The sequence below is a fragment of the Burkholderia sp. AU33423 genome (assembly GCF_002223135.1).
GTDB lineage: Bacteria > Pseudomonadota > Gammaproteobacteria > Burkholderiales > Burkholderiaceae > Burkholderia > Burkholderia lata_D.
The window spans coordinates 961,418-988,417 of the sequence record NZ_NKFH01000007.1 but is presented as its reverse complement, the minus strand read 5'-3'; the positions used below and the strand labels follow the sequence as shown (position 1 = coordinate 988,417).

23 protein-coding genes are annotated in these 27,000 nt (G+C 67.3%); 7 read left to right on the top strand and 16 right to left on the bottom strand.

From position 1 onward, the window contains the following. Positions 1-94 precede the first annotated feature (94 nt). From CFB50_RS23045 to CFB50_RS23030, 4 genes are all read right to left on the bottom strand, one after another. A complete protein-coding gene (locus CFB50_RS23045; RefSeq protein WP_069251120.1) occupies positions 95-931 on the bottom strand; it encodes an ABC transporter permease in 837 nt (278 codons plus the stop codon). A 37-nt stretch (positions 932-968) separates the two neighbouring features. Continuing rightward, positions 969-2,225, bottom strand: coding sequence for an ABC transporter permease (locus tag CFB50_RS23040; protein ID WP_179254250.1), 1,257 nt, complete (start codon positions 2,223-2,225; stop codon positions 969-971). A 111-nt stretch (positions 2,226-2,336) separates the two neighbouring features. After that, the gene (locus CFB50_RS23035) at positions 2,337-3,383 is read right to left on the bottom strand and encodes an ABC transporter substrate-binding protein (protein ID WP_069251119.1); all 1,047 of its coding nucleotides are present in this window, start codon (positions 3,381-3,383) and stop codon (positions 2,337-2,339) included. A gap of 77 nt (positions 3,384-3,460) precedes the next feature. Next, positions 3,461-4,567 (bottom strand): ABC transporter ATP-binding protein, encoded by a 1,107-nt coding sequence (locus tag CFB50_RS23030; RefSeq protein ID WP_089447375.1) that lies wholly within the window; start codon positions 4,565-4,567, stop codon positions 3,461-3,463. Positions 4,568-4,675: 108 nt separating this feature from the next. Between CFB50_RS23030 and pdxR the strand changes: the two genes are divergently transcribed. Further along, positions 4,676-6,199: a MocR-like pyridoxine biosynthesis transcription factor PdxR gene (pdxR, locus tag CFB50_RS23025; protein WP_089447374.1), complete on the top strand. Its 1,524-nt coding sequence runs from the start codon at positions 4,676-4,678 to the stop codon at positions 6,197-6,199. Between the two features lie 36 nt (positions 6,200-6,235). Here the strand turns inward: pdxR and CFB50_RS23020 are convergent, their stop codons facing one another. The 5 genes from CFB50_RS23020 to CFB50_RS23000 all read right to left on the bottom strand — a co-directional run bounded on the left by CFB50_RS23020 (position 6,236) and on the right by CFB50_RS23000 (position 11,872). Further along, positions 6,236-7,270, bottom strand: coding sequence for a lipase secretion chaperone (locus tag CFB50_RS23020; protein WP_089447373.1), 1,035 nt, complete (start codon positions 7,268-7,270; stop codon positions 6,236-6,238). 3 nt (positions 7,271-7,273) lie between these two features. Further along, a complete protein-coding gene (locus tag CFB50_RS23015) occupies positions 7,274-8,368 on the bottom strand; it encodes an esterase/lipase family protein (RefSeq protein ID WP_089447372.1) in 1,095 nt (364 codons plus the stop codon). Positions 8,369-8,596: 228 nt separating this feature from the next. Continuing rightward, complete coding sequence (locus tag CFB50_RS23010) at positions 8,597-10,729, bottom strand: TonB-dependent copper receptor (protein WP_089447371.1); 2,133 nt, start codon at positions 10,727-10,729, stop codon at positions 8,597-8,599. An 82-nt stretch (positions 10,730-10,811) separates the two neighbouring features. Next, positions 10,812-11,180: a DUF2946 domain-containing protein gene (locus CFB50_RS23005; RefSeq protein WP_089447370.1), complete on the bottom strand. Its 369-nt coding sequence runs from the start codon at positions 11,178-11,180 to the stop codon at positions 10,812-10,814. 155 nt (positions 11,181-11,335) lie between these two features. Further along, positions 11,336-11,872: a cytochrome b gene (locus CFB50_RS23000; protein ID WP_046549930.1), complete on the bottom strand. Its 537-nt coding sequence runs from the start codon at positions 11,870-11,872 to the stop codon at positions 11,336-11,338. Between the two features lie 225 nt (positions 11,873-12,097). Here CFB50_RS23000 and CFB50_RS22995 point away from each other — a divergent pair, with 225 nt between their 5' ends. Beyond that, complete coding sequence (locus CFB50_RS22995; protein WP_069252882.1) at positions 12,098-12,736, top strand: Pr6Pr family membrane protein; 639 nt, start codon at positions 12,098-12,100, stop codon at positions 12,734-12,736. Between the two features lie 48 nt (positions 12,737-12,784). On the opposite strand, the gene CFB50_RS22990 is transcribed toward CFB50_RS22995, so the two are convergent. Beyond that, positions 12,785-13,519 carry a peptidoglycan DD-metalloendopeptidase family protein gene (locus CFB50_RS22990; protein ID WP_089447369.1) on the bottom strand — a complete coding sequence of 245 codons (735 nt, stop codon included), beginning with the start codon at positions 13,517-13,519 and terminating at the stop codon, positions 12,785-12,787. 434 nt (positions 13,520-13,953) lie between these two features. Here CFB50_RS22990 and CFB50_RS22985 point away from each other — a divergent pair, with 434 nt between their 5' ends. After that, complete coding sequence (locus CFB50_RS22985; RefSeq protein WP_069251111.1) at positions 13,954-14,274, top strand: hypothetical protein; 321 nt, start codon at positions 13,954-13,956, stop codon at positions 14,272-14,274. Positions 14,275-14,396: 122 nt separating this feature from the next. Here the strand turns inward: CFB50_RS22985 and CFB50_RS22980 are convergent, their stop codons facing one another. The 5 genes from CFB50_RS22980 to CFB50_RS22955 all read right to left on the bottom strand — a co-directional run bounded on the left by CFB50_RS22980 (position 14,397) and on the right by CFB50_RS22955 (position 19,428). After that, positions 14,397-14,738, bottom strand: coding sequence for a DUF4148 domain-containing protein (locus CFB50_RS22980; RefSeq protein WP_089447368.1), 342 nt, complete (start codon positions 14,736-14,738; stop codon positions 14,397-14,399). Between the two features lie 199 nt (positions 14,739-14,937). Then, entirely contained in the window at positions 14,938-16,350 is a 1,413-nt protein-coding gene (gndA, locus tag CFB50_RS22975; protein ID WP_039358189.1) for an NADP-dependent phosphogluconate dehydrogenase, read from the bottom strand. 97 nt (positions 16,351-16,447) lie between these two features. Beyond that, entirely contained in the window at positions 16,448-17,089 is a 642-nt protein-coding gene (locus CFB50_RS22970; protein ID WP_069251110.1) for a DUF938 domain-containing protein, read from the bottom strand. Further along, positions 17,086-17,982: an NAD-dependent protein deacetylase gene (locus CFB50_RS22965; protein ID WP_089447367.1), complete on the bottom strand. Its 897-nt coding sequence runs from the start codon at positions 17,980-17,982 to the stop codon at positions 17,086-17,088. The genes CFB50_RS22970 and CFB50_RS22965 overlap by 4 nt, the downstream gene beginning before the upstream one ends. 1,047 nt (positions 17,983-19,029) lie before the next feature. After that, on the bottom strand, positions 19,030-19,428 hold the full coding sequence (locus tag CFB50_RS22955; protein ID WP_179254215.1) for a lysozyme inhibitor LprI family protein: 399 nt from the start codon (positions 19,426-19,428) through the stop codon (positions 19,030-19,032). A gap of 184 nt (positions 19,429-19,612) precedes the next feature. On the opposite strand from CFB50_RS22955, the gene CFB50_RS22950 reads away from it, so the two are divergent. Beyond that, positions 19,613-20,572 carry an LLM class oxidoreductase gene (locus CFB50_RS22950; protein WP_089447365.1) on the top strand — a complete coding sequence of 320 codons (960 nt, stop codon included), beginning with the start codon at positions 19,613-19,615 and terminating at the stop codon, positions 20,570-20,572. A gap of 299 nt (positions 20,573-20,871) precedes the next feature. Continuing rightward, positions 20,872-23,352 carry a mechanosensitive ion channel domain-containing protein gene (locus tag CFB50_RS22945; protein ID WP_089447364.1) on the top strand — a complete coding sequence of 827 codons (2,481 nt, stop codon included), beginning with the start codon at positions 20,872-20,874 and terminating at the stop codon, positions 23,350-23,352. A gap of 13 nt (positions 23,353-23,365) precedes the next feature. Here the strand turns inward: CFB50_RS22945 and CFB50_RS22940 are convergent, their stop codons facing one another. After that, the gene (locus CFB50_RS22940; protein ID WP_089447363.1) at positions 23,366-24,199 is read right to left on the bottom strand and encodes a CerR family C-terminal domain-containing protein; all 834 of its coding nucleotides are present in this window, start codon (positions 24,197-24,199) and stop codon (positions 23,366-23,368) included. A gap of 92 nt (positions 24,200-24,291) precedes the next feature. On the opposite strand from CFB50_RS22940, the gene CFB50_RS22935 reads away from it, so the two are divergent. Both CFB50_RS22935 and CFB50_RS22930 read left to right on the top strand, forming a co-directional pair. Next, a complete protein-coding gene (locus CFB50_RS22935) occupies positions 24,292-25,413 on the top strand; it encodes an HlyD family secretion protein (protein WP_089447362.1) in 1,122 nt (373 codons plus the stop codon). Continuing rightward, positions 25,406-26,992 (top strand): MDR family MFS transporter, encoded by a 1,587-nt coding sequence (locus CFB50_RS22930; protein ID WP_069251104.1) that lies wholly within the window; start codon positions 25,406-25,408, stop codon positions 26,990-26,992. Before CFB50_RS22935 ends, CFB50_RS22930 begins: the two co-directional genes overlap by 8 nt. The last annotated feature ends 8 nt before the right edge of the window (positions 26,993-27,000 follow it).

Sequence of the window (27,000 nt, the reverse complement as noted above, 5' to 3'; positions counted from 1 at the left end):
GCAGGCGGCCGCCTCGTCAGTCAGCGAAATGAAAGCAAGTGCGTTGCCGAGCAGGACGCGCGGCAACGCAGGCGCGGCAGGCTGGCTCGCCGCGTCAGGTCACTGCGCGCCGCGCATTGCGGCCGCGCAGCCATTCGAGCGCCAGCAGCAGGCTCGTCGAGAAGATGATCAGGATCGTTGCGAGCGCAGCGATCGTCGGGCTGATGTTCTCGCGGATGCCCGTGAACATCTGGCGCGGCAGCGTCGTCTGGTCCGCGCCCGCGAGGAACAGCGTGACGACGACTTCGTCGAACGACGTCGCGAACGCGAACAGCGCGCCGGACATCACACCCGGTGCGATCACCGGCAGCGTCACGCGGAAGAACGTCGACACCGGATTCGCGCCGAGCGACAGGCTCGCGCGCACGAGGTTCTGGTTGAAGCCCTGCAGGGTTGCCGCAACCGTCGTCACGACGAACGGCACGCCGAGCGCCGCGTGCGCGGCGATCAGCCCCGTGTAGGTGTTCGCGAGCCCGAGCGGCGCGAAGAAAAGGTACATGCCGACACCGACCACGACGACCGGCACGATCATCGGCGACAGCAGCACGGCCATCAGCAGCGCCTTGCCGCGGAAGTCGGCCTTCGTGAGACCGATCGCGGCAAGCGTGCCGAGCACCGTCGCGACGACGGTCGCCGACGGCGCGACGATGAAGCTGTTCTTCGCGGCCATCCGCCACTCGTCCGATGCGATCAGGTTCTCGTACCAGCGCGTCGAGAAGCCCGGGATCGGATAGACGAGGAACGTGCTCGACGAAAACGACAGCGGCACGATCGCGAGCACCGGCAGGATCAGGTACAGCAGCGTCAGCACGACGAGCACGCGCAATGCGACGTACCACGCGCGTTCGACGAACGACATGTGCGGCGCGAACAGCGGCCTGGCGAGTTTCATGGTCCGAATCCCCTTCCCGTTTCGTAGTGCGCGGCGCTCAACCGAGGCTCACGTTGGTGCGCGTGAAGCGCCCGTACACCGCGTACAGCACGAGCGTTGCTGCAAGCAGCAGCCCGCCGAGCGCGCACGCCATGCCCCAGTTGATCGTCACGTTCGTGAAGTACGCGACGTAATAACTGACCATCTGGTCGTTCGGTCCGCCGAGCAGCGCGGGCGTGATGTAGTAGCCGATCGCGAGAATGAACACGAGCAATGCGCCCGCGCCGACGCCCGGGTAGGTCTGCGGCACGTACACGCGCCAGAACGCGGCGAACGGATGGCTGCCGAGCGAGACGGCCGCGCGCTGGTAGGTCGGCGGGATCGACTTCATCACGCTGTAGAGCGGCAGGATCATGAACGGCAGCAGGATGTGCGTCATCGAGATGTACACGCCGATGCGGTTGAACAACAGCGTCAGCGGATGCGAGATCAGCCCGCTGCCGATCAGCGCCGTATTGATGAGCCCTTCGCTCTGCAGCAGCACGATCCACGCGGCGACACGCACGAGCACCGACGTCCAGAACGGAATCAGCACGAGGATCATCACGAGGTTGGCACGCCGCTCAGACAGCGTCGAGATCCAGTACGCGAGCGGATAGCCGAGCAGCAACGCGAACAGCGTGACGGCGACGCCGATCACGAACGTGCGGCCGAAGATCGCGAGATAGATCGACTGGTCGGGGTCGGCCTGCACGATGTGGCCGAAGCCGTCCTGCTTGTGGTCGAGCGCGGCGAGCAGGTAGAACGGCGAATACGCACTGCCGTTCTTCGCGATCGCCTGCCAGTATGCGGCATCGCCCCAGCGCGAATCGAGTTCGACCAGCTTGTCGCGCGTCTGCGCGGGTGTCAGTGCCGCGTCGTTGTCGCCCTTCAGCGGCATCGCACGCGCCGTCTTCGCGACGAGCGAGCGATAGCCGGGAATCTCGGTGTTCAGGCGTCGCGCGAGCGCACCCATCGCCTCGCTGTCGGCCACCTTCGTCATGTCGGCCGCGAGTGCGACATACGCGGCGGCGGCCGGCGGCGCCTTGCGGTCCCAGCCCGACAGCGCCCTGACCGTGTTCGGCAGCGCTGCGGCGATCTCGGGGTTCTGCACCGCACGCGTGAGCAGCGTGCCGATCGGCACGACGAAAATCAGCAACAGGAAAATCGCGAGCGGCGCGACCAGCAGCAGTGCCATCGTGCGCTTGCGGGCCTCGGCGGCCTTCAGCTCGCGCTTAAGCGCGGCGTTCGACGGCGAGGAAGGCGCGATCGTCATCGTATTCAACGGTTCTCTCCGGCCGGGCACGATCCGGCGGAAGGCCGCGCGACACGATCGACGCGTCGCGCGGCCGGTTGCATCACGACACCCGTGAGGATGCCTGACCGGTTACTTCGTTGCCCACGCGGCGAAGCGCTGTTCGAGCTCGTCGCTGTGGTCGGTCCAGAAGCCGATGTCCTCCAGTACCGCGTTCTTGCCGTTGGCCGGCGAGTTCGGCAGGTTCGCGAGCGTCTTCGCGTCGAGCGACTTGATCGCCGCGACGTTCGCCGGGCCGTACGCGATGTGCTGCGCATATGCCTGCTGCGGCTTCGGCGTCAGCGTGTACGCGATGTACTGCTCGGCCAGCGCCTTGTTCGGCGAACCCTTCGGAATCGCCCAGTAGTCGAGGTCGTAGATGCTGCCGTTCCACACGACCTTCAGGTTCTTGCCTTCCTTCTGCGCGGCGTCGATGCGGCCGTTGTACGCGGTCGACATCACGACGTCGCCGGCGACGAGGAACTGCGGCGGCTGCGCACCCGCTTCCCACCACTGGATGTACGGCTTCAGTTCGTCGAGCTTCTTGAACGCGCGATCCTGGCCGGCCTTCGTGCCGAGCACCTTGTAGACGTCCTTCGTCGCGACGCCGTCGGCCATCAGCGCGAATTCGAGGTTATAGCGCGCGCCCTTGCGCATGCCGCGCTTGCCGGGGAATTTCTTCACGTTCCAGAAATCGGCCCAGCCGGTCGGTGCCGATTTCAGCTTGTCCGCGTTGTACGACAGCGCCGTCGACCACACGAAGAAGCCGACGCCGCACACCTGCGGCGATTCCGGAATCAGGTCGGATTTCTTCGCGATCTTCGACCAGTCGAGCTTCTCGTACAGCCCTTCGTCGCAGCCGCGGTTCAGGTCGCCCGATTCGACTTCGACCACGTCCCAGTTGACGTGCTTCGCCTCGACCATCGCCTTCACTTTCGCCTGCTCGCCGTTGTATTCGACGGCCGTGACCTTGTTGCCGGTCGCCTTCTCGAACGGCTGGTTGAACGCGGCCTTCTGTGCGTCGCCGTTCGCGCCGCCGAAGTTGACGACCGTGAGTTCGGCAGCCGATGCCGATGCGCCGACGACGGCGAGCGCCAATGCCAGCGCGGTGCGCCGTGCGGTAATGCGTGCTCGGTTCATGGTGGTTCCTCTCCTCTCGTGGTGGAAGTGGGCAGTTGTTGTTGACGACGTGCTACGGAAAATCGGGAAAACCCTGCTCAAGCGAACACGCGCAGGTGTTCGGGCGAGAACGCGAGCGCGACCGGTGCGCCGGGCGAGAACGCATCGAGCGCGCCGGTGCCGAGCGGCACCTTCACGAAGCATTCGTCCTGGCCGGGCAGCGCGCAGCGCATGCGCACGTGGTCGCCGAAATAGATGAGGCTGCGCGCCTCGCCGCTCAGCTGGTTGGCGGCCGAGCCGTTCGCATGCCCGTTCGCGCCGTGCGCGGCGAGGCTCATGCGTTCGGGGCGGATGCACGCGACGGCCGGCGCCCCCTCGGCTGCATCGCCGATGCGGCGGCCGACGAGCTTGGTGCCGTCGTCGAGCCGGAATTCGCAGAATTCGCCGTCGACGCGCGCGATGGTGCCGCGCAGCCGGTTGCTGTCGCCGATGAAGTTCGCGACGAATTCGTTGCATGGCGATTCGTACAGGCGGTCCACGGTGTCGAGCTGCTGCACGATGCCCTTGTCGAACACGGCGACGCGATCGGACATTGTCAGCGCCTCGCCCTGGTCGTGCGTCACGTACACGAAGGTCACGCCGAGCTTTTCGTGCAGCGCCTTCAGTTCGTACTGCATGTGTTCGCGCAGCTGCTTGTCGAGCGCGCCGAGCGGCTCGTCCATCAGCACCAGCTTCGGCTCGAACACGAGCGCCCGCGCCAGCGCGATGCGCTGCTGCTGGCCGCCCGACAACTGCGCGGGATAGCGTTTCGCGAAGCGCTCCATCTGCACCATCTTCAGCGCGTGCGCGACGCGTTCCACGCGCTCGGCCGCCTGCAGCTTGCGCACGGTCAGCGGATACGCGACGTTCTGCTCGACCGTCAGGTGCGGAAACAGCGCGTAGTTCTGGAACACCATGCCGATGTTGCGCTTGTGCGGCGGCACGTTGTTCAGCAGCTCGCCGTCGAGGCGGATCTCGCCGCCGGTCGGGAATTCGAAGCCGGCCAGCATCATCAGGCAGGTGGTCTTGCCCGAGCCCGACGGGCCGAGCAACGTCAGGAATTCCCCGCGGTGGATATCGAGGTCGAGCGATTTGACGACCAGCGTTTCGCCGTCGTAGGTCTTCCGCACGCCGCGAAAGCTGACGATCACATCATCGGACTTCATCGTGGCTGTCCCCTTGCTTCGCGACAATTGATTTTGAGATGCGAGCCACTATACGGTGCCCACGGTTCTACAATAGGGAACCATTTCAATATTACTAGTAGGACCACTTTGGATACCGTGATCCTCGCCGACTGGCTCTCTGCCCGCCTCGACCGCGGTTCGCCCGAGCCGATGTACCGGCAGCTGCTGCAGCAGATGCAGCAGGCCATCCTGACCGGGGAATTGGGGCCAGGAACAAAGCTACCGAGTTCGCGCACGCTCGCGGCCGACCTGTCGATCGCGCGCAATACCGTGCTGCACGTGTACGACCAGCTGACGGCCGAGGGCTACGTGCTGACGACCACCGGCAGCGGCACCTATGTCGCCGACACGCGGCCGGACGCCGCCGCGATCCACGTGCCGGGCGCCGCGCCGCCGCCGTCGAGCGCCGGTGAACCGCCGCTGCCGGACGCGCAGGGCGGCCTGTCGATGCGCGGCCGGCGACTGATCGAGCACGCGGGCGTATCGCGGCGCCAGTGGGGCGCGTTCATGCCGGGCGTGCCGGACGTGTCGGAATTCCCGAGCCGGACGTGGAGCCGCCTGCAGGCGCGGCTGTGGAAGGAAGCGAATCCCGAGCTGCTGACCTATGCGCCGGGCGGCGGCTACCGGCCGTTGCGGCGGGCGCTCGCCGATTACCTGCGGGTCGCGCGCTCGGTCAAATGCTCGCCGGACCAGCTGATCATCACGACGGGCATCCACCAGTCGATCGATCTCGCGGTGCGGCTGCTGTCCGACATCGGCGATCGCGCATGGGTCGAGGAGCCGTGCTACTGGGGCGTGCGCAGCGTATTGCAGGCGGCCGGTCTCACGCTGACGCCGGTGCCGGTCGACCACGAAGGGCTCGACCCGCGTGCCAGCGACATGCAGCATCCGCCGCGGCTCGTGCTCGTCACGCCGTCGCATCAGTACCCGCTCGGGATGGTGATGAGCCTCGCGCGACGCCGGATGCTGCTCGAATACGCGCGCCAGCACCGCTGCTGGATCATCGAGGACGACTACGACAGCGAGTTCCGCTACGGCAGCCGCCCGCTCGCATCGCTGCAGGGGCTCGACGACGGCGGCCGCGTGATCTACGTCGGCAGCCTCGGCAAGATGCTGTTCCCGGGGCTGCGGATGGGCTACATGGTCGTGCCCGAGCATCTGGTCGACACGTTCCGCACCGGGCTGTCGGAGCTGTACCGCGAAGGCCAGCTGATGCAGCAGGCCGTGCTCGCCGAATTCATCATGGACGGCCACCTGACTTCGCACGTCAGACGAATGCGTACGCTGTACGGCGAGCGCCGGCAACTGATGATCGATGCGATCCGCGCGCGCTTCGGCGACGCGCTGCCCGTGATGGGCGACGAGGCAGGCCTGCATCTCGTGCTCGGCCTGCCCGACGCGTGCGACGATCGCGCGGTCACGCAGAGCGCGTTCGATGCAGGCGTGATCGTGCGCCCGCTCACCAGCTACTACAGCAGCCTCGACACCGCGCGGCGCGGCCTGCTGCTCGGCTATGCGTGCGTCCCGCACGAAAGCATCGGCCCCGCGTTCGACACGCTCGCGAACACCATCGAGCGACACCTGCCGCGGGACCTCACCCGCGCGGCATAGCGGCGGTCATGCGCCGCGCCGCCCGCGCCTCCCGCATTACCGGACGCTGCCCGCCCCGCGATCGAGCGATGCCGCGCGCACGGCTTCGCCGGGCTTCGTGAACACGCGCTGCCGCAGCGCGGCGATCTGCGCGTCGCGATCCTGCGGCGTCAGGCCCGCCGACTCGATCTGCGCACGCTGCGCCGCATAGTCCGCGTAGCGGCTCTGCCACGACGCGTCATCCTGCTGCAGCTGCGCGACGCGCGCGGCGGCTTCGGGGCCGAGCGTCTGCGTCAGTTGCGCGCGCATCGCATCCGGCGTCGCCCCGCTCTTCTGCAATTGCGCGATCTGGTCGATCGCCGCCCGCTGCCGGTCGATGCGTTGTTGCGCAGCGCGTTCGTCGGCCGGCATCTGCTGTTCGAGCGCAGCGAGCCGCTCTGCCTTCTGCGCATCCGTCAGCGTCGAATCCTGCGTGATCTTCAGCCGCGCGAGGTCGTAGTGCTGCCGCCACTGCTCCGCCCCGAAAAATGGCTGGCTCCAGTCGCCGAGCGTGCGATATGCAATCGACGCACGCTGGTCGAGCGCGAGCTGCAGCGCGCCGAGGTCGGACTTGTCGACCGCGCCGGCATCGCGAAGTTTCGCGAGTGCGTCGAGATAGGCGCGATAGCGGTGCCATACGTCGAGCGCCTCGGCCTGCGCAACGGTGCCGTCGAGTTGCGCGGCAATCTCGCGCACGACCAACGCATCGAGCGCGGACGCGCTCAGGTCGCTCTGCGCGGCCAGGCAGTAGTCGAAGAAATCCCGCACGACGCGCGACTTCGCGAGATGGCCGCCGGCATCGAGTGGCAACCGGGGCGCGCTGGAGCCGGCGAGCGACGGCGGCAGGCCCGCGCTTGCCGGCACGGCGGCCTGCGGCGATGCGGCAGTCAATCCGCCTGCCACCGGCGCATCCGGCGCATCGCCGCCAGCACCCGTCCCGCGATGCCAGCCCGCAGCGCTCCACATCGCCACGCCGGCAATCGCCGCCAGCCCCACGACGCCATAAATCATGGCGCGCCGCGCCAGCGGCGCGCGTCCTTCACGTACCGTCATCGATTACACGCCCGCCAGCTTCAGCCGGTTCGCATGCGTGCGGATCACCGCGACCGGATCTTCCGCATACGCGCCGCGCACGCCGAGCAGCTGGTTGATCTCGTCGAGATGGTTCCACTTGTAGCTCGTGCTCAGCACCTTGCCGTACAGCGCACTGCACTTCGACACGACCCCGTCGTTCTGCCCGGAGCCGCGGTTGATCATCACCGTGCCCGTGCCGAGCAGCGCGAGCGTCGACGCGTCGAGTGCGTTCGCCGGATCGACGACCGGAATGGTGCTCGTGTCCGTGGCGCCCGTCACGCCCAACACGGAGAGCGTCGGCTGGATCGCCGTGCCGCCCCATGAATACAGCAGGTGCGTGTTGCCGCCGACGGTTTCGGTCGGCGCACCGGTCTGGCAACTGCCCGGCGCACCCAGGCCCGCACTCGGGTAGTTCTGGTTGTACGTGGCGGCCCGTGCGGTGGTCAGCGTCTGCAGTGCGGCGAGCGCGTCCTGGTTCGTGTTGTGGGTGCTGCTCGTCAGGATCCCGAACACATTGACGAACGCGGCGATCACCGATGACGAAAGCCCGGTCGGATCGTATGCAAGCACGCCCTGCACGAAGTCGGCGAACTCGGAGCCGCGATGCGGCGTGCCGATCGTCGTCACCGACGCGACGAGATCGGGCGCGACGGCCGCGACATAGCGCGACGAGAGGCCGCCCTGGCTGTGGCCGACGAGATTGACCTTGGTCGCACCCGTCGCCGCGAGCACCGTCTTCACGTAAGCGAGCAACTGTTCGCCGCGCCCGTTCGGGCCGTCGTCGCTCTGGTACCCCGACAGGTTCGCGACGTAGACGGTCGCACCGTTCTGTTGCAGGTCTTCCTGGATCCCGTACCAATAGTCGAGCACACCGGCGTACTTGTCGGTACCCGTCAGCCCGTGCACGAGAATGATCGGATAACGCGTCGCCGCGTAGCCATCGGCGGGCGCGGTCGCCGCCATCGCCGCGTGCGTCGTCGCGAGCGTCATTGCCACAGTCGTCCCCGCGAACGGCGCGATGCTCATCGCGCATGCCACTGCCCCTGCCACCACCCTGGAACGCATCGTATTGGCCATGCATGTTCTCCTGATTATTGTGCTGCCGGTGCGAATGAAGCCGGATCGACACGCACTATGCGTCGCCAACATCGCGACCACCATGTGAGTCGAATGCGGGAGTGAATCACGAGTCGCGAACGTTTGCGCCCTGACTAGACACGGTTCTCTAATCGGTTGACGCGCCCCGCCCGTTCGGGCGGGGCCGCGTTCATCCGTGCGCATGCTGCAATGCACACGTGCGATGCGTTACAGCTTCGCACTCACGCGCACCCACGCGGTCCGGCCCGGCTCCATCACCGGCGAGTTCGCCGGGTAGCCGAAGCCCGCATTGCCGGCGAGGTTCAGGTGCTCGGTGTAGGCCTTGTTCAGCACGTTGTCGACGCCGACCGAGATCTGCACGGTCTTGCTGACGTTGTATTGCGTATGCAACGAGAGCACACCGAATCCGGCACTCGGGCCGAAGTCCTTGCCGACCACATTGCCCTCGTTCAGTGCATAGCGATGCTGCGGCGCAACGATGCGCCACAGCCCCCCTGCCGACCACGCGCCACGCGTGTATTCGAGCCCGAAGCGCGCCTCGAGCGGCGGCATCTGCGGCAACGGATCGCCGGTTGCCACGTTGCGCCCCCACGCATACGCGAGCGACGTCTCGACGCGCAGCGGCGAAACCGGTTTCCACGACACGCCCGCTTCGCCACCCATGATCTGCGCGTTGACGTTGGTTGCCTGCGTGGTCGGGCCCATCATGCCGGCCGCGTAGTTGAACAGGATGAAGTCCTGAACATGACCCGCATACGCCGACACCCATGCATCGAGCCGGTCGCTCTTGTATTGCGCGCCGATGTCGAGCTGCGTGGTCTTCTCCGGCTGCACCGCCGAGAACGCGTTGATCGAACCGGCCGGCCCGCGCGTCGCGGAAAACAGCTCCCAGTAGTCGGGATAGCGCTCCGTATGGCCGACGCCCGCGTACCACGTGACGGGCAGCGACGCGAGATCGCGCTCGTAGCGGACGAAACCGCTCGGCAGCACGCGCGTGCGATCGTCGTCGAAGGTCGGGTTCGGCTTGCTCTTCATCATGCCGCTCGTCGTCGCGCGCTTGTCGCGTGCGCTCGCATAGTCGACGCGCGCGCCGCCGATCACGCGCGACACGTCACTTGCGTACCACGTCAGCTCGCCGAACACGCCTGCGTTCCACATCGTCGCCTGCGCATCCCACGGCTTGTCGCCGTAGTTCTGCCGCCCCATCGCCGAGCGCGAGTCGAGCCGGTTCGATTGCGCATCGACGCCCGTCACGAGCTTGAAGTCGTCGGCAAGACGGAACGTCGCGGCCGCGCGCGCGCCGAACGTGCGACGCCGCACTTCCGACGCCATCCGCATCGGCATGCTGCTGGTCGGGTCCGGTTGCCGCAACGTGGTGTTGTCCATCACGTGATCGGCTTCGTTGTAGTACACGCGTGCCTCGATCCGGTCGAGCACGTCGCCGAGATGCTTCTTGTCGAACGACAGGCCGAACGTCTCGCGGCGGAAATGCGCGCCGTCCATCCCGCGCCCCGCGTAGCGCGCATAGCCGTCGCCGGTGCCGGCGGTCAGCTCGACGCGCGTGTGGTCGTCCGGCGTCCAGCCGAGCGCCGCATCGGCATTCCACTTGTCCCACTGCGACGGCACGGTGTTGCCGTTGCCGTCCTTGTAGTCCTGCGAATGCGCGTGGTTCGCGGTCACGCGGCCATAGACGTCCGGCGTGCCGGCCGTCACGTCGATGTTCTGGTCGTTGCGGCCGAACGACCCGCCGACCAGGCTGCCTTCGAAGCGCATGCCGGGCTTGTCGAAGCGCGGCGTCACGCGCTCGAACATCACGGTGCCGGCCGACGCGCCGGGACCGTACAGCACGGTCTGCGGCCCCTTCACGACGGTGACCTTGTCATAGCTTTCCGGTGCGATATACGACGTCGGCGCATCCATCCGGCCCGGACATGCACCGAGCGTCGACATCCCGTTCGCCAGGATGTTCAGCCGCGAGCCGAACATCCCGCGCAGCACGAGGTCGCCGTTGGTGCCGCCGCTGCGGATCGACGTGAAGCCGGGGATCGTTTTCAGGTAATCCGCGCCGTCGCTGGCGGGCAGCGGCTGGCGCGGGGTCTTCGGATCCGTGACGACGACGAGCGGCGTCAACAGCGGCGATGCGACGACTTCGATGGCCGGCAGCGGTGCGGCCGTATCGTCGGTCGGCGCGCCGGATGCGCGCGCCGTTTCGGCGGCCGCGGCGCTCGCGGCCAATGCGCCGACAGCGAGCGCGGGAACGGTGAGTTTCAGCACGCGCGGCATACGCCGCGCACAGGCATTGCGTGACGCCCGCGGCGCACGCAACTGGAAAATGGTCATGATCGAAAGCCCGAGTGACGCCCTCCACGCGGCCTCGACGGGCCGCACGGATATCGGCGATGAATGGAACGGAAACAGCGCGTCAGGCGCGCTCGGGCGGGGCGCGTGGGTACGCGCGCGGATAGCGGTCGGCGCGCGCCGCGACGGCAGGCGGCGCGACGGCGGAGACGGAAACGACGGGAACGGAAGCGAGTGCCGCGGCGGCAGGCCCGCCGATCGCGGGGCTGTGCGCGAAGAAACCGCAGTAGCCGCACGCATCGAGATGCAGCGCATGATCGTGCATGCGGCCCGCATCGGGCGACGGGTGCGCGCCATGCTCCGTACTGCAGACGATTGCGTCGGGCGTGGCCGCCTGCGCGACGCGCCACTGCGACACCAGCGGCGCCGCGATCGCGAACCAGATCGCGAGCACGCCAAGCCAGGCGGTCAGGTGACGATGTCGGTGCAGCATGCTCGGCAACGAGTAAGCGGAATGTAAAAACAGCCGAGATGTTACAGAATGTTCAACGCGATGGCCAGCGCGGATGGCGGTAAACGAACCGGGGGCGCATGGTTGTCAACACAACCATGCGCCCCCGTCTGCTGCATGCTTCCGGAACGTGCCGCTCAGGGCGCCATGCGCCGCAGCACGTCGTCGCGCCGGATGAAATGATGGTAAAGCGCGGCCAGCGCGTGCAGGCCGATCACGAAGTAGAACGCGTTGCCGATCAGCTCGTGCGCTTCCTTGATCGTCGGCCGCAGCGCCTTGTCGGGGCCGAACAGCGTGAACGATATGCCGAGCCAGTCGAGCGACACCGGCTTGCCGCCCAGGTTGATCATCATGATGCCGAGCAGCGGCTGCGCAATGATGAACACGTAGAGCGCGACATGCGCAAGCTTCGAGAGCCAGCGCAACAGCGCCGCTTGCGGAATGGCCTGCGGCACACGGCTGACGGCTCGCCACAGCACGCGCAGCACCGACAGCACGAGCACGAGCGTGCCCGCGGTGAGATGCACGTTCATCCAGAACACCCGGCTGTCGCTGCCTTTCGGCCCGCGGATCTCGATGGCCAGGTAGGCCAGCGCCACCAGCAGGAAGACGGCCCAGTGGAAGAAGATCGCGGGCGAGCTGTAGCGCGTCTGTTTCGCGAGGATGTTTCTCATGCTTCGTCTCGTGTTGTATGCGGGGATGGGCGCATGCAGCCACCGGCCGGCGCCCGGCAAAACTGCCCCGATTGTAGCCGCACGGGCACCCGGTTTTGCACGACGCGCGCAAATATCCGACGAATCGTCCACGCACGCCGCGCAGCGCACCATATGGAAAGTCCGCATCGCGCGCCCGAACGGCTGTGGCACGATGAAGCTTTGGTGCGACGGCGCGCGGGCATCATGAGCAAGGCGTTCTTCGTTGCGGCCTATCGGCTGACCGCCGCGTTGCTCGCGGTATCCACCACGCTGCACAGCATCGCCGACTACTGGCACCTGCCGGGCTTTCATCTCGGCAACTACCTCAGCTACTTCACGCAACTGAGCAGCCTCTACGCAGCCGCGATGCTCGCCGTCGGGCTCCGGCGCATCACACGCCCCGGCTCGGCCCGCTACGAATCGATGCGCGGCGCCGCGGTGCTGTACATGCTGATCACCGCGATCGTCTACGAACTCCTGCTCGCGCGGCTCGATGCGCTGCACCACGTCACGCCGGCGTTCAACAACTGGGTGCTGCACCGGATCGTGCCGATCGTCGTGCTGTGCGACTGGCTGTACGTGGAGCCGCGCCTGCCGATCCCGTGGCGCAGCGCGTTCGCGTGGCTCTGCTTCCCGATCGTCTATCTCGGCTATACGTTCGTGCGCGGCTCATTCGAGAACTGGTATCCCTACCCGTTTGTCGATCCGCGGCCGCACGGCTACCTGCCGGTCGCGATCCAGTGTTCGCTGATCGCGCTCGGCGCGGCGGCGCTCGCAATGGGTATTCGCTGGCTCGGCAATCACGCGAGACAGGCCGGCGCGGTGACGCTCAGGAAAGGATGAAGGCGGGAGCGTGTGCGCCGCCCGGCGCACACGGGATGAAGCGGACGATCAGCCGCCGTTGCGCGGCAGGAAGTTCATCGGATCGACGACCTTGCCGTTCTGGCGGACTTCGAACTCGAACGTCGAACGGCCGCTCGCGTCGGTGCCCATTTCAGCGACCGGCTGGCCCTGACGCACCGCGTCGCCTTCGTTGACGAGCAGCTTGCCGTTGTGTCCGTAGGCCGTGATGAGCCCGTTCTCATGCTTCAGGATCACGAGCGGCCCGTAGGCCTTGACGCCGGACCCGGCGTATACCACGCGCCCTGCCGCCGCGGCCCGCACCGAATGGTCGGGCCCGGACGCAGCGATCACGAGGCCGCGCGTCTTGCCGGCCGAGAACGGCGTCGCCACGACACCGGTGGCCGGCCACGCGAGCGAGCCCGGCTGCGCGGCCGCCGCGGGTGGCTGCCCGAGCGACGTCGCGGCAGGCGGCGGCGCGACGCGCAGCACCTGACCGGGATACACGGCATCGGTCGGCGCCATGTGGTTCCAGCTGGCCACGTCCTGGACACGCTGCCCGAAGGCGTTCGCGACGCCCGCAAGCGTATCGCCCGGATTCACGCGGTAATAGCCGGCGATCACGCCCGGCGTCGCGGCCGACGTGGGTGCCGACTGGCGCGCCGGCTGCCAGCTGTCGGTCCACGGCGTCATCGTGCAGCCCGTCAGCGCGATGGCTGCGGCAACGAGCGCCGCCTGCGGCAGCCAGCGCGTCAGCGCATCGTGGATGGGAATAGTTTCTCTCAAGGGTCCTCCCGGATTTGCGTCGTTGCGCCGCCCACCGCCCCCCGGCGCGCGACGCACGATGTCCGGCCGAACGGCCGGGCCAACCAGTATCCGACCGCGCTCGCGGCCGGCAGTTTCCACAGCGGGACGTGGGTGCGAATGGGCTCATCGGCCCCTTTGTCGCGTCGTCCCGATCGGCAAAGATACCATTTGTGGCGGTCAAGGCCGCGTCAGGTGCCTGATCCGGCAACAATCTTGCGCGTCGCATCCGCACGCCGGTGGCCTGCAAAACACGCCGCGCCGAGCCGCGCGGGCCGTCGGGCGGGCCTGCAGCGGCTCTTCCGCATGCCGTGCCACCCTCGCGGGCAGTCTCGATCCCGTCACATTCTCCCCGTCGATCGCCACCTATACTCGGTGATGCACTGCGCGATCCAACGACAACGAGGAGCATGACAATGAACAACGCGACGTTTCTTTCCGTGCAGCTCGACGCCGACGACTTCTCCGGTTCCAGCGGCCTGGTCGAATTGCTCAACCGGCACCTGCTGTTCGCGACCGACGTAGCCGAGGCGGCCGATGCGCTCGTCCAGCTGGCAAGCGTCGCGCATATGACCGGCGCCACGCGCCACAGCGTCGAGCTGCCGATCCTCGCGATCGAGCGGCTGCGCGATGCGCTCGACACGTTGAGCGGCTACGACGAAACGTGGCTGCAGGTGCTGGAACCGGCCGAAGCGCTGTTCCGGGATATCGGGCGCCGCCGGCACGCGCTGCACTGAACTGAATGACGGCTGGCGCGATACGCGCGCCGCCAATGAAAACAGCCCGCCGTTCCGCATGACGGAACGACGGGCTGTTCGTACTTCCAGGGTCGGATCAGGCCGCCGGGGCGGCCAAACCATTAACGACCCTTGTAGATCGGGGCGTCGTCAGCGATACGCTTGACTTGCCAGCCGGTCTTGGCCTTGGCCGGCGCGCCGGATTCCTGTGCGGCAGCCGGTTGCGCGCCGTAGCCGGTCGTGTCGGCAGCGGCGACGTTCTGTTGCGGGTTCAGGCGGGCTTCAGCTGCCTGGATGCCTTCCGGGTAGTTCGTACGGTCGCTGCCCAGCTTGTAGCCAGCCTGTTGCACGGCGACCAGGTCGGCCTTCACTTGTGCACGGGTGACGGGCGCGTTCTGGGCGAACGAGACGGCGGGAACGGCGAGGACGGCAGCTGCGGCAAACGTTGCGATCAGCGATTTCATGATTACCTCCGGGATTTTTTGCTCCGCCACACACACCATGTCTGCAGCGATGGAACAGAGTTTAGTCCCGGCAGCACCTAGGGAAAACCATGAAAGAACGAAAACACTGTTTCCCCGGAGCCAACAATGTCGGCATCCGGAATAGAAAAACCCTATTCAAAGAATAGATTTTCGCAACAATGCCGCCCCCGCCAGCCGATCAGGACCAGTTCGCGTGGAAGCTGCCCGGCTTGTCGGTACGCTCGAACGTGTGCGCGCCGAAGAAATCTCGCTGCGCCTGCACGAGGTTCGCCGGCAGCCGCTCGGAACGGTAGCTGTCGAAGTACGCGACCGCCGACGCGAACGCCGGTACCGGCACGCCGGCCTTCACCGCAGCGACCACGACATCGCGCAGCGACGCTTGGTAATTCGCGGCGATGTCCTTGAAGTACGGATCGAGCAGCAGGTTCGCGAGCGCCGAATCCTTCGCGTACGCGTCCGTGATCTTCTGCAGGAAGCGCGCGCGGATGATGCAGCCCGCGCGGAAGATCTTCGCGATCGTCCCGAGATCGAGGTTCCAGCCGTACTCTTCCGACGCCGTGCGCAGTTGCGCGAAGCCCTGCGCGTACGAGATCACCTTGCTCAGGTACAGCGCGCGGCGCACCGCTTCGACGAACGCGGCGCGATCGCCTTCGAACGGCGCGGCGGCCGGGCCCGACAGGACCTTGCTGGCCGCGACGCGCTCGGTCTTCAGCGACGACAGCACGCGCGCGAACACCGATTCGGTGATCAGCGGCAGCGGCACGCCGAGATCCAGCGCATTCTGGCTCGTCCACTTGCCGGTGCCCTTCTGCGCGGCGCGATCGAGAATCACGTCGACCAGGTGCTTGCCGGTTTCCTCGTCCTTCTTGCCGAAGATCTTCGACGTGATCTCCATCAGGTAGCTGTCGAGCTCGCCCTGGTTCCACTCGGTGTACACCGCGCCGAGTTCGTCGTTGGTCAGGCCCGCGACGTCCTTCAGCACCGCATAGCTTTCGGCGATCAGCTGCATGTCGCCGTATTCGATGCCGTTGTGGACCATCTTCACGTAGTGGCCTGCACCGTCCGGGCCCATGTACGCGACGCACGGCTCGCCGTCCGACGGCGCCTTGGCCGCGATCTGCTTGAGGATCGGCTCGACGAGGTCATACGCATCACGCTGGCCGCCGGGCATGATCGACGGGCCGCGCAGCGCGCCCTCTTCGCCACCCGACACGCCGGTGCCGATGAAGTGCAGGCCCGATTGCGCGAGTTCCTGATTGCGGCGGATCGTGTCGGTGAAGTGCGTATTGCCGCCGTCGATCAGCACGTCGCCCTTCTCGAGCAACGGCTTGAGCGATGCGATCGTCGCATCGGTCGCCTCGCCGGCCTTCACCATCATCAGGATCCGGCGCGGCGTTTCGAGCGACGCGACGAACTCCTCGAGCGTATAGGTCGGCACCAGATTGCGGCCGGGGAATTCGGCGATCAGTTCGTCGGTTTTCTCGCGGCTGCGGTTGTACACCGACACCGCGTAACCGCGGCTCTCGATATTGAGTGCGAGATTGCGGCCCATCACCGCGAGCCCGATCACACCGATTGCTTGTTTGCCCATTAGTCAATTCTCCGGAAAAAACGGGGCGCGACCCGAGCCGGGTCGCGCGCACAGGCGAAAGGATAGTGGAAACCCGGCGGCGATGCGCGCTTCCGTGTCATTGCTCCGCGTGCGGCAGCCGCCGGAACACGACGCTCAGGTTGTTCGCCGGCATCTCGACCACCTCGATGCAGTCAAGGCCGCGATCAAGGCCGAGCGCGACGACGGTCTCGAGATCGCGCACGCCCCACGACGGGTCGCGGCTGCGCAGTTGCAGGTCGAACGCTTCGTTCGACGGCGCCGTATGCCGGCCCTCGCGGCGATACGGCCCGTACAGGAACAGCACGCCGCCCGGCCGCAGCAGGCGCGACGCGCCCGCGAACAGCGCGTCGGTGCAGGCCCACGGCGAGATGTGAATCATGTTGATGCAGACGATTGCATCGAGCGCGTCGACCGGCCACGACGCGTCGCGCACGTCGAACGCGAGCGGCCCCGCAACGTTGGCGAGGCCCGTATGGGCAACCCACGCGGCGATCGAACGCCGCGCCTGCGCATCGGGATCGCTCGGCTGCCAGTGCAGGCCCGGCAGCGCCTGCGCGAAATGGACCGCGTGCTGCCCCGTGCCGCTGGCGATTTCGAGCACCCGACCGCTCGCGGGCAGCACGCGGCGCAAGACGTCGAGGATCGGCCCGCGATTGCGTTCGGCCGCCGGCGCCGACAGCCGCTCGGACGGATCGGGCGAAGATGCCGGGCCGGTCACGACGCAAGCTCCGGTGCGTGGCCCGCCAGGCCAAGCCGCGCATTCAGCGCGTCGAGCGCGGGTGCGCAGCGCGCCTCGACCTTCAGCGTCAGCATCGGATCGGCGCGCGTATGGCCGAGATTGAGCGCGGCGACCGGCTTGTTCTGCGCCTGCGCCCACACGCAGAAGCGGTAGCCGGAATACACCATCAGCGACGAGCCGACGACCAGCAGCGCATCGGCCGCATCGAGCGCCTGCGACGCAAGCGCCACACGCTCGCGCGGCACGTTTTCGCCGAAGAACACGACCGCCGGCTTCAGCAGCCCGCCGCACGCGGGGCACGCCGGAATGCGGAAGGTGTCGAGCGCGGCCCATTCGAGGTGCGCGTCGCCATCCGCGGCCGGCTCGGCCTCCGCGCCCAGCAGTTCGGGATTGTCGGCCTCGAGCATGACCTGGATCGTCGCGCGCGCGTGATGCGCGCCGCAACCGAGGCACGTAACGCCGTCGATGCCACCGTGCAGTTCAATGACGTCGCCGCTGCCCGCGCGCTGGTGCAGGCCGTCGACGTTCTGCGTGACGAGACGCTCGATCCGTCCCGCGCTGCCGAGCCGCGCGAGTGCCACGTGCGACCCGTTCGGCTGCGCGCGACCGACGACGGGCCAGCCGATCATGCTGCGCGCCCAATAGCGCCGCCGCGCAGCATCCGAGCCGAGGAATTCGTGGAGCTGGATCGGCGGCGAGCGCATCCATTGGCCGTTGCGGTCGCGATAGCCGGGAATGCCGGAATCGGTGCTGATGCCCGCGCCGGTCAGCACCAGCAGGCGCGGATGACGTTCGACGAACGTGTGCAGCGCATCGAGTGCGGCCGGATCGACGTCGGCGGTTGAGGGATCGTTCTGAGCTGTGTCGTTCATGTTGGCAACGCGTGATCGGGCGCGCCAGCAAGCCGTGCGCCCGCACGGGCGGCCAGGCACGCCAGCACATGATACAGAACGCCGCGCGATCGAGCCGATGGCCGCGTCGCACATCGGCGCACAAAAAAAGACGCCCATCCGCCACTCGGCGATGGGCGCTTCAACAATTGATCCATCGGGGTAGTGGATCAACTGACAGCACAATTTGGCGGCGTCCGCCCTGCTGCGACTGGTGAACGCTTCCCCTGGACTCCATGTGTTCCGCGATACCGAATGCATCGATGCGCTGCCGGCTTTCCGGTGCGTTCCGGTTCGGCCCCGTCGCGCCGCCGCGATGCACGGCACGCACACGCCTGCGCCGCACGACGACTCGCGTTGCGCGCGGCAGATTGACGATCCGGGATCCGGGCCGGGCCATCCGCAGGCATTCACGGTTCATCCCCGACGGCCGACTGGCACCAGTCGGCCTCGTGCGTCATGCCTGCACGTCGTCGTTCAGAACAAACCCGATTGCTCGGATGGAACGGAAAGCCGCGCGCTTACGTCGCCTCGATAAACGGCGAAGCGAATAGCCCGGCAGGTCGGCGATTCATGTTTGCAACACGACACGTTGCGATTCGGTCTGTTTTCATTCTCTTGTCCCCGTCTCCGATACATCCGACCCACTGAAGCGATCGCCGGACCGACTGCGTCCGCGGCCGCGCTCACGGCCTGCATAGATATGCAAGGAGCGCACCATGCTTCACGCCGCAAGGCCGCGCGGGTCGAAATGGGGCCATCGACGCGAATCGCGCACCGCCAAAAAGCGCGAACGTTTCGAAACTGAAACGCATGCCGGATCGGCTGCCGTCGGCCGGGCGAACCGTCACGCCGCACCCGCCCGGCCCGGGCGGACAGCGCGACGTTGCCTCTGCGCGTGACCGTCGAGCGACTTACAATCGGCCCACAGTGCCGCACCGCGCGTCACGACGCGTGGCGTCGCGCTTCGGTCTTACATTGCGCGGCACGACGCTGCGTGTGGCGTAGCACTGGGGCCAGGGCGACACCTCAACGAAAGGCATCGATCACCTTGACGCGACGCTCGGTTTCGTCGACGAAGCAGCTGTCGACCTCCACGAGCCCGAGCGTGCCGCCCACATCGGGCTGCCGCGATTCGGCACACTTCGCGTCCCGCGCCTTGAGCCAGCGGCGCTCGTCGTTGCGCAGTCTCGCGTGGCCCTGCGCATCGAGGCTCGCCATCTTCGTCTTGTAGACGGCATTCAAGCGCTTGTCGGCTGCGTCGTATTTCAGTCGGAGGCAATTGCGAATGTCAGCCGTGTAGCCCGTTTCCTCGGCGGTCTTGCAAATAGCGGCGCGCTCCGCATCGTCCGCGAGCGCGTCCGATGCGACCGCGAAAAGCATCGTGCTCGCCGCCAGACCGATCGCCATGTGTTGAAGCGTGTTCATCCGGATTCGTTGTTTTCCATGACGGAAGGCACCGATTATGCCGGCCCGTTGCCCGCATGACCTGCGTTGCGTCGACGTCGACTGGTCACTGCGCATGCCATACCGCGCAACCGTCGTGCAAACACGCTAGCATTCGCACACGCAACGTCGCGCGTTCGCTTCGCGCCGCATCCAAGGACTCGACATGACCACGCCCGCCCCTGCCCGCCCCGACGTCGCGCATCGCGTCTTTTCGGACGGACGGTTGTCGATCGGCCTCACGCTTCCGCTGCTGCGCACCGGCCATATCGTCGCCGACTTCGACGAGCAGCTCGAACTCGCGGCGCTGGCCGACACACTCGGCTTTCGCGCGCTGTGGATTCGCGACGTGCCGCTGAACAGCGCCGACTACCCCGATCCGGTCGGCCACCTCGACCCGTGGGTCCTGCTCGGCGCACTGGCGTCACGCACGCGCCGGATCGCGCTCGCCAGCGGTGCGATCGTGCTGCCGCTGCGTCATCCGCTGCATATCGCGAAAGGCGCGCTGTCGGTCGCGACGCTGTCGGGCGGCCGCTTCATCCTCGGGCTCGGCTCAGGCGACCGGCCGCCCGAATATGCGGCGTTCGGTGTCGACGCAGAGACGCGGCGCGACCGCTACCGCGCCCACTGGGACGTCGTCGCGGCCGCGCTCGGCGTGCCATCGCGCGTACTGCCCGACGAAGTGCCGCCCGATGCGCCCGAATTCACGCTGCTGCCGCGCGGCGCCGACGCCGTGCCGATGCTGGCGGTCGGCTCGGGCGGACAAAGCGTCGACTGGATCGCACGGCACTCGCTCGGCTGGATGACGTACCACCGCGATCCGGACACGCAGCGCGCACGCTATTCGATGTGGCGCGCGGCGGTCGACCGGCTCGCGACGCCCGCCTTTCGCGCGTTCGGCGTATCGATGCGGCTCGACCTCGTCGCGGATCCCGATGCGCCGGCCACCGCATTGCCGCTCGGCTATGCAACCGGACGCCGCGCATTGATCGACATCCTGCGGGACATGCGCGCGGCGGGCACGCATCACGTCACGCTGAATCCGGGCGCGGACCGGCCCGTGCGCGAAGTCATCGAGGAAATCGCGGAACACGTCCTGCCGGTTTTTCACGACGAACCGGCATGATTCGGCAGGATTCCAGATTAATTCGACCCGACGCGTGCGCGGCTCATCGTTGTCGACGAGCAGGCATTACAAATATCTTACGCACCGACCATTGAAACACCCCGACCTATCCGGCGACCTACAATCTGCGTCGGACCAATGACTGTGCACACGCGCCGCAAGCGCCCGCGCCGCGTCGGGTATGCCCGATTCGAATGATCGTCGACGGAACTATTCGGTTCCGCTCGCGATCATGTTAACTTCCGTCCATCGTTCAGCCTGGCGGGCCGCGCGCCGATGCGCGCCCGCATGCCTACTCCATGCGACATTTCCTCCTCGGCTGGCTGCTGGCCGCCGTCGTCTCGGCCGCCCATGCGGCCGCTCCCGCCCCGGCCGCCGCGTCGGCCGCTTCCGGCACCGCGCCCGCGCTGACGCCACAACAGGCGCAGCAGGCACTCAATGTGCTCGAAAATCCACGCGAGCGCGCGCAGGTCGAAACGACGCTGCGTGCGATCGCGGCCGTCGGCGTGCTGAGCGCACCCGCGATCGCGGCGAGCGATGCGGCTGCGGCCAGCGCCGCGTCGGCCACCGCGACCCCGGCCGCACTGACGTCGAACGGGCTCGCATCGATGCTCGTCCGGCAGGGATCGCGCTGGACCATCGAAATCGGCGGTGCGCTGAAGGAATCGCTGCACTCGCTGCTCGACGTCGGCTCGGTCGGCAGCTGGTGGCATGACAAGCTGGTGCGCGCCGACGAGCGCGCGAATCTTGCACACGCGCTCTGGATCATCATCGCCGTGCTCGTGCCCGCGCTCCTCGTCGAATGGCTCGCGAAGCGGCTGCTGCGACGCGCGCTGGCCGCAGTGGCCGCTCGGCGCGCCGACACGTCGCGCCGCACCGCGCCCGAATCCGCTACACCCGACTCCGCGACGCTCGACGACGACGACGCACCACCGGGCACAGCCGCCCCGCCAGATGCGCCCGACACCCCGAACGCCGCGCCCGCATCGTCGCAAGGCCGCGGCCACGCGCGCCGCCACACCACGCTGCTGCACCGGATGCCGCGCGCGCTCGTCAGCCTTGCGTTGCGTGCCGTGCCGCTGCTCGTGTTCGTCGGCGTCGCGAGCCTGACGATGTCGCTGATCGGCGATACGGACGCCCCGGTCGAATCCGCGCTCGAAGCGCTGATCGACATCTACGTGATCTGCCGGCTCGTCACGATCGTCAGCCGGCTGTTCTTCCAGCCCGATGCGCGGCAATTGCGGTTACTGCATATCAGCGACGCATGGGCCGACTTCGCGCAACGCTCGATCGCGCGGATCGTGATCGTGGTCGGCGCCTGCACGGCCGCGGTCGAGATCGCCGCGAGCTTCGGCCTCAGCGACGCCGCTCACGTCGCGCTGCTGAAAGCCGTCGCGCTCGTCGGGCACCTGATGATCTCGGCGCTGATCCTCCAGTGCCGCCTGCCGGTCGCCGCGCGGATCCGCGCGGCCGGCGAGGATCGTCCGTCGTTCACGATGATCGCCAACGCGCTCGCGGACGCGTGGGCGCCCGTATCGGTCTTCATCGTGATGGCCCTGTGGTTCGTGTGGGCGCTCGACGTCCACAACGGCTACCGCGTGCTGATCACGCTCGGCGGCCGCTCGATCGCCGTGATGATCGGCATGCGGATCGTGTCGATCGTCGTGTTCGGCGCGCTCGCGCGGCTGTTCCAGGGCCGCGACGAAGACCGCACGCTCGTCCATGCGCACGCATACCGCTACTACCCGCTGCTGCGCCAGTTCGTGTCGGGCGCGATCGGCATCGTGACCATCGTGCTGCTGCTGCAGATCTGGGGCGTGCCGATCTTCCGCGCATTCGAAACCGGCACGATCGGCCACCGGCTCGCGTCGGCCCTGATGACCATCGCCATCGCGGCCATCGTCGCGCTCATCGTGTGGGAAGCCGCGAACATCGCGATCGAGCGCCGCTTGCAACGATGGACGCGCGAAGGCAATCTCATGCGCGCGGCGCGGCTGCGCACGCTGCTGCCGATGCTGCGCACGCTGCTGTTCGTGATGATCGCGCTCGTCGTCGTGCTGACGGGCCTCAGCCAGCTCGGCGTGAACGTCGGCCCGCTGCTTGCCGGCGCCAGCATCTTCGGTGTCGCGCTCGGCTTCGGCTCGCAGAAGCTCGTGCAGGATTTCATCACCGGGATCTTCCTGCTGATGGAAAACGCGATGCAGGTCGGCGACTGGGTCACGCTCGCCGGTGTGTCGGGCACGGTCGAGTACCTGTCGATCCGCACCGTGCGGCTGCGCGCCGGCGACGGGTCGTTGTACACGATTCCGTTCAGCTCGGTGACGACCGTCAACAATACGAATCGCGGGCTCGGCAACGCGGCCGTCAAGATCAGCATTGCCTACGGCGAGGATATCGATCGCGCGATCGCGACGCTGAAGGAGATCGGTGCCGCATTGCGCGACGATCCGAAATACCGCGACGGCATCCTGTCGGACTTCAGCTACTGGGGTATCGACCAGGTCGACGGCGCGACGCTCGCGCTGGCCGGACAGATGCAATGCACGGACTCGACGCGCTGGAGCGTGCAGCGTGAATTCAACCGGCGGATCGCGGAGACGTTCCGCGAGCGCGGCATCCGGATCGCCAATCCGCAGCGCAGCGTCGTTGCGTACGCGGACGGATCGCGGCCGGTGGTCGATGACGAAAACGGCACCCACGGCGGCAACGGCCATGCTGCCGAAGTGACGGCCCGGCCGCGGTCGCCGGCCGCCCCGGAGCACAAGCCGGACGGGGGCTGACGGCGCGCCGCGTTCAACGCGCGGCGGGCTTGCTCCCGCGCCGCGGCCCTTTCGCGGCGGGCGTCGACGCTCCCGCCTTCGCCGTACGTTTCGCCGTCGCACCCGGCTCCCGCTTCGCGCCGGCTTCAGGATCGGCGGCCAATGCGTCGCGCTGCGCGTGCCATTGCTGGAGCAGCACCCGCGTCTGCTCGGCAATCGTGTCGATCAGCAATTCCGCGCGCTCGCCTTCGAATGCCTCCCATTCGAGCAACTGCAGCGCCGAACGCTGCGCGATGTGGAACACCGTGATCTGCCCGAAGAGGCTCAGCGCACGCAAGCGCGTGACGGGATCGTTGGCCGGCCGCCCCGAGATGCGACCGATCAGCTCGGCGCTCACGTCGTTCAGCGGCTTGCGCATGCGCTTCATCAGGATTTCGCTCGCGCTCGCCGGCTCCTGGCCGCCTTGCTCGCGTGCAAAGAACATCCGCTGGTTCATCGTCTTCGGCGCCGTGAACATCCGGTCCGACAGCGCGCGCAGCAGCCCGACGAACGCATCGATCAGCACGTCGACCTCCGCGTCCGCATCGAGCATCGCCCACGCATGGCCGACCGACGGCGCGAACACTTCCCAGCCGTGCTCCGCGATCGTCTCCACGCACGCGCGGTACACGCCTTCCTTGTTCTCGAAGTAGTACTGGAGCGCCGGCGCGTTCACGCCGGCCATCGCGGCGATCTCGCGTGTCGATGCCCCCGCGAACCCGCGCTCGCCGAACAGTTCGATCGCCGCCTCGATGATCCGCTGGCGCGTTTCGTCGCCACGGGCGTAGCCGCCCGCCGACGTACGGCGCAGCTTCTTCGCTTCGTTCATGCCTTCCTCGTCATTCGATCGACCGACATTCTACTTGACACAATTTTATCAACTGGAATAATTCTTCCACTTGGAATAAATTGGATGCCAGCATGTCGACGCTGCAAGACTCGCCACAGAAAGCAAATCGTCAGGAAAACGGAACAACCCCACGCAACAGCAACGGCACGAAACGGCGCGTCCTGCTCGTCGTCGCCGTGCTTGGGGTGATCGGCGGCGCCATCTGGCTCGGCCGATGGTGGACGGTCGGCCGCTTCATCGAAAGCACCAACGACGCGTACCTGCAGGCCGACAGCATGACCGCCGCGCCGAAGGTCGCCGGCTACGTGACCGATGTGTACGTGCGCGACAACCAGGCCGTGAAGGCCGGCGATCCGCTCGTGCGGCTCGACGTCCGCCAATACCAGGTCGCGCTCGCACAGTCGCTTGCGACCGTCGACGCGCGCCGCGCCGACATCGCACGCGCCGAGGCCGACATCCGCCAGCAGCATGCGAATCTCGAACAGGCCGACGCACAGGCGAAGGTGTCGCGTATCAATGCGCAGCACGCCAGCGACGAATACGCGCGCTATGCGCCGCTCGCCGCGACCGGCGCGGAAACGCACGAACGCGTGGCCGACCTGAAGAGCACGCGCGATCAGGCGGCCGCGACGCTCGCCGCGAACAATGCGTCGATCGCCGCCGCCCGCACGCAGATCGCGTCGTTCACCGCGCAGCTCCAGCAGGCGCGCGCCCAGCTCGAAGCCGCGCAGGCCAGCGCCGCACAGGCGCAGCTCGACCTCGACAACACGATCGTGCGCAGCACCCTCGCCGGCCGCGTCGGCGATCGCACGGTGCGCGTCGGTCAATACGTGCAGCCCGGCACGCGCCTGCTGACCGTCGTGCCCGTCGACGCGATCTATCTCGTCGCGAACTTCAAGGAAACGCAGATCGGCAACATGCGCATCGGCCAGCCCGTCGAACTGCACGTCGACGCGCTGCCGGACGGCGCGCTGTCCGGCGTCGTCGACAGCTTCGCTCCCGGCACGGGCGCGCAATTCGCGCTGCTGCCGCCCGAGAATGCGACCGGCAACTTCACGAAGATCGTCCAGCGCGTGCCGGTGCGCATCCGCCTCGCCGCGGACGCCCGCGCGCAGCGCATGCTGCTGCCGGGGCTGTCGGTGACGGTCGACGTCGATACGCGCCCGGCCCGCGACGAGACGCATCATGGCTGAACCGTCCGCCACGATGCCCATGCCGCCGCACGAAGGCCGTGCGAGCGTGACCGACTGGATCGCGGTCGCGGCCGGCGCGCTCGGCGCGCTGATGGCGACCCTCGACATCTCAATCACGAACTCCGCGCTGCCGCAGATCCAGGGTGAAATCGGCGCGACCGGCACCGAAGGCACGTGGATCTCGACCGGCTACCTGATGTCGGAGATCGTGATGATTCCGCTCGCCGCGTGGCTCACGCGCGTGTTCGGGCTGCGCAATTTCCTGCTGACGAACTCCGCGCTGTTCATCGCGTTCTCGATGATGTGCGGCTGGTCGCATTCGCTGCCGATGATGATCGCCGGCCGGATCGGCCAGGGCTTCACCGGCGGTGCGCTGATCCCGACTGCACAAACCATCATCCGCACGCGGCTGCCGCTGTCGCAGTTGCCGGTCGGCATGACGCTGTTCGGCCTGATCGTGCTGCTCGGGCCGCTGTTCGGCCCGGTGCTCGGCGGCTGGCTCGCGGAGAACGTCAGCTGGAGCTGGTGCTTTTTCCTGAACCTGCCGGTGTGCCTGTTGCTGATGGCGCTGTTGATATTCGGGCTGCCGTCGGACCGCCCGCAATGGCATTCATTCCTGAACGCGGACTGGCTCGGGATCTTCGGCCTCGCGATCGGTCTGAGCTCGCTCACCGTCGTGCTCGAGGAAGGCCAGCGCGAACGCTGGTTCGAATCGCAGATGATCGTCACGCTGAGCCTCGTATCGCTCGCCGGGATGATCCTGATCGCGTTGTCGCAGATCTTTGCGAAGCGGCCGATCATGCGGCTGTCGCTGATGCGCAACCCGCGCTACGCGAGCGTGATCGTGATCGTTTCCGCAGTCGGTGCCGGGCTGTACGGCGTGTCCTACCTGCTGCCGCAGTTCCTGGCGATCGTCGCCGGCTACAACGCGGAACAGGCGGGCGCGATCATGCTGCTGTCGGGGCTGCCCGCCTTCCTCGTGATGCCGATCCTGCCGCGCCTGCTCGGCAAGGTCGATTTCCGCATCCTCGTGATCTCGGGGCTGCTGCTGTTCTGCCTGAGCTGCATGCTCGACATCAGCCTGACCGCGCAGAGCGTCGGCCACGACTTCGTCTGGTCGCAACTGATCCGCGGCGTCGCGCAGATGCTCGCGATGATGCCGCTCAATCAGGCCTCGATGGCGGCCGTCGCGCGCGAAGACTCGGGCGATGCGGCCGGGCTCTACAACATGGCGCGCAATCTCGGCGGCTCGATCGGACTCGCGATCATCGGCACCGTGATCGACCGGCGCACGACCTTCCATACGGCCGCGCTCCGCGAATCGGTGACGGCGAACTCGCTGATCGGGCAGGACCGGCTGTCGGCCTATGCGGCCAACTGGTTCTCGCACACGGGCGACCTCGCGTATTCGAACATGCGCGCGCTCGGACAGCTGGCGCAGCAGATCCAGATCCAGGCGATCGTGATGACCTATTCCGAAACCTTTTACCTGCTGGGCCTCGCGCTGCTTGCCTGCGTGCCGCTCGCGCTGCTGCTGAGAACGCCGCGCGGGCCGCAGCCGATGTCGTCCGGCCACTGAACCGTCTT

Bases quoted from the DNA above. Each gene is read 5' to 3' on its own strand.
- CFB50_RS23045 (WP_069251120.1), bottom strand. From the start codon at position 931: ATGAAACTCGCCAGGCCGCTGTTCGCGCCGCACATGTCGTTCGTCGAA.
- CFB50_RS23040 (WP_179254250.1), bottom strand. From the start codon at position 2,225: ATGACGATCGCGCCTTCCTCGCCGTCGAACGCCGCGCTTAAGCGCGAG.
- CFB50_RS23035 (WP_069251119.1), bottom strand. From the start codon at position 3,383: ATGAACCGAGCACGCATTACCGCACGGCGCACCGCGCTGGCATTGGCG.
- CFB50_RS23030 (WP_089447375.1), bottom strand. From the start codon at position 4,567: ATGAAGTCCGATGATGTGATCGTCAGCTTTCGCGGCGTGCGGAAGACC.
- CFB50_RS23020 (WP_089447373.1), bottom strand. From the start codon at position 7,270: ATGACGGTACGTGAAGGACGCGCGCCGCTGGCGCGGCGCGCCATGATT.
- CFB50_RS23015 (WP_089447372.1), bottom strand. From the start codon at position 8,368: ATGGCCAATACGATGCGTTCCAGGGTGGTGGCAGGGGCAGTGGCATGC.
- CFB50_RS23010 (WP_089447371.1), bottom strand. From the start codon at position 10,729: ATGACCATTTTCCAGTTGCGTGCGCCGCGGGCGTCACGCAATGCCTGT.
- CFB50_RS23005 (WP_089447370.1), bottom strand. From the start codon at position 11,180: ATGCTGCACCGACATCGTCACCTGACCGCCTGGCTTGGCGTGCTCGCG.
- CFB50_RS23000 (WP_046549930.1), bottom strand. From the start codon at position 11,872: ATGAGAAACATCCTCGCGAAACAGACGCGCTACAGCTCGCCCGCGATC.
- CFB50_RS22995 (WP_069252882.1), top strand. From the start codon at position 12,098: ATGAGCAAGGCGTTCTTCGTTGCGGCCTATCGGCTGACCGCCGCGTTG.
- CFB50_RS22985 (WP_069251111.1), top strand. From the start codon at position 13,954: ATGAACAACGCGACGTTTCTTTCCGTGCAGCTCGACGCCGACGACTTC.
- CFB50_RS22980 (WP_089447368.1), bottom strand. From the start codon at position 14,738: ATGAAATCGCTGATCGCAACGTTTGCCGCAGCTGCCGTCCTCGCCGTT.
- gndA (WP_039358189.1), bottom strand. From the start codon at position 16,350: ATGGGCAAACAAGCAATCGGTGTGATCGGGCTCGCGGTGATGGGCCGC.
- CFB50_RS22965 (WP_089447367.1), bottom strand. From the start codon at position 17,982: ATGAACGACACAGCTCAGAACGATCCCTCAACCGCCGACGTCGATCCG.
- CFB50_RS22955 (WP_179254215.1), bottom strand. From the start codon at position 19,428: ATGAACACGCTTCAACACATGGCGATCGGTCTGGCGGCGAGCACGATG.
- CFB50_RS22950 (WP_089447365.1), top strand. From the start codon at position 19,613: ATGACCACGCCCGCCCCTGCCCGCCCCGACGTCGCGCATCGCGTCTTT.
- CFB50_RS22945 (WP_089447364.1), top strand. From the start codon at position 20,872: ATGCGACATTTCCTCCTCGGCTGGCTGCTGGCCGCCGTCGTCTCGGCC.
- CFB50_RS22940 (WP_089447363.1), bottom strand. From the start codon at position 24,199: ATGAACGAAGCGAAGAAGCTGCGCCGTACGTCGGCGGGCGGCTACGCC.
- CFB50_RS22935 (WP_089447362.1), top strand. From the start codon at position 24,292: ATGTCGACGCTGCAAGACTCGCCACAGAAAGCAAATCGTCAGGAAAAC.
- CFB50_RS22930 (WP_069251104.1), top strand. From the start codon at position 25,406: ATGGCTGAACCGTCCGCCACGATGCCCATGCCGCCGCACGAAGGCCGT.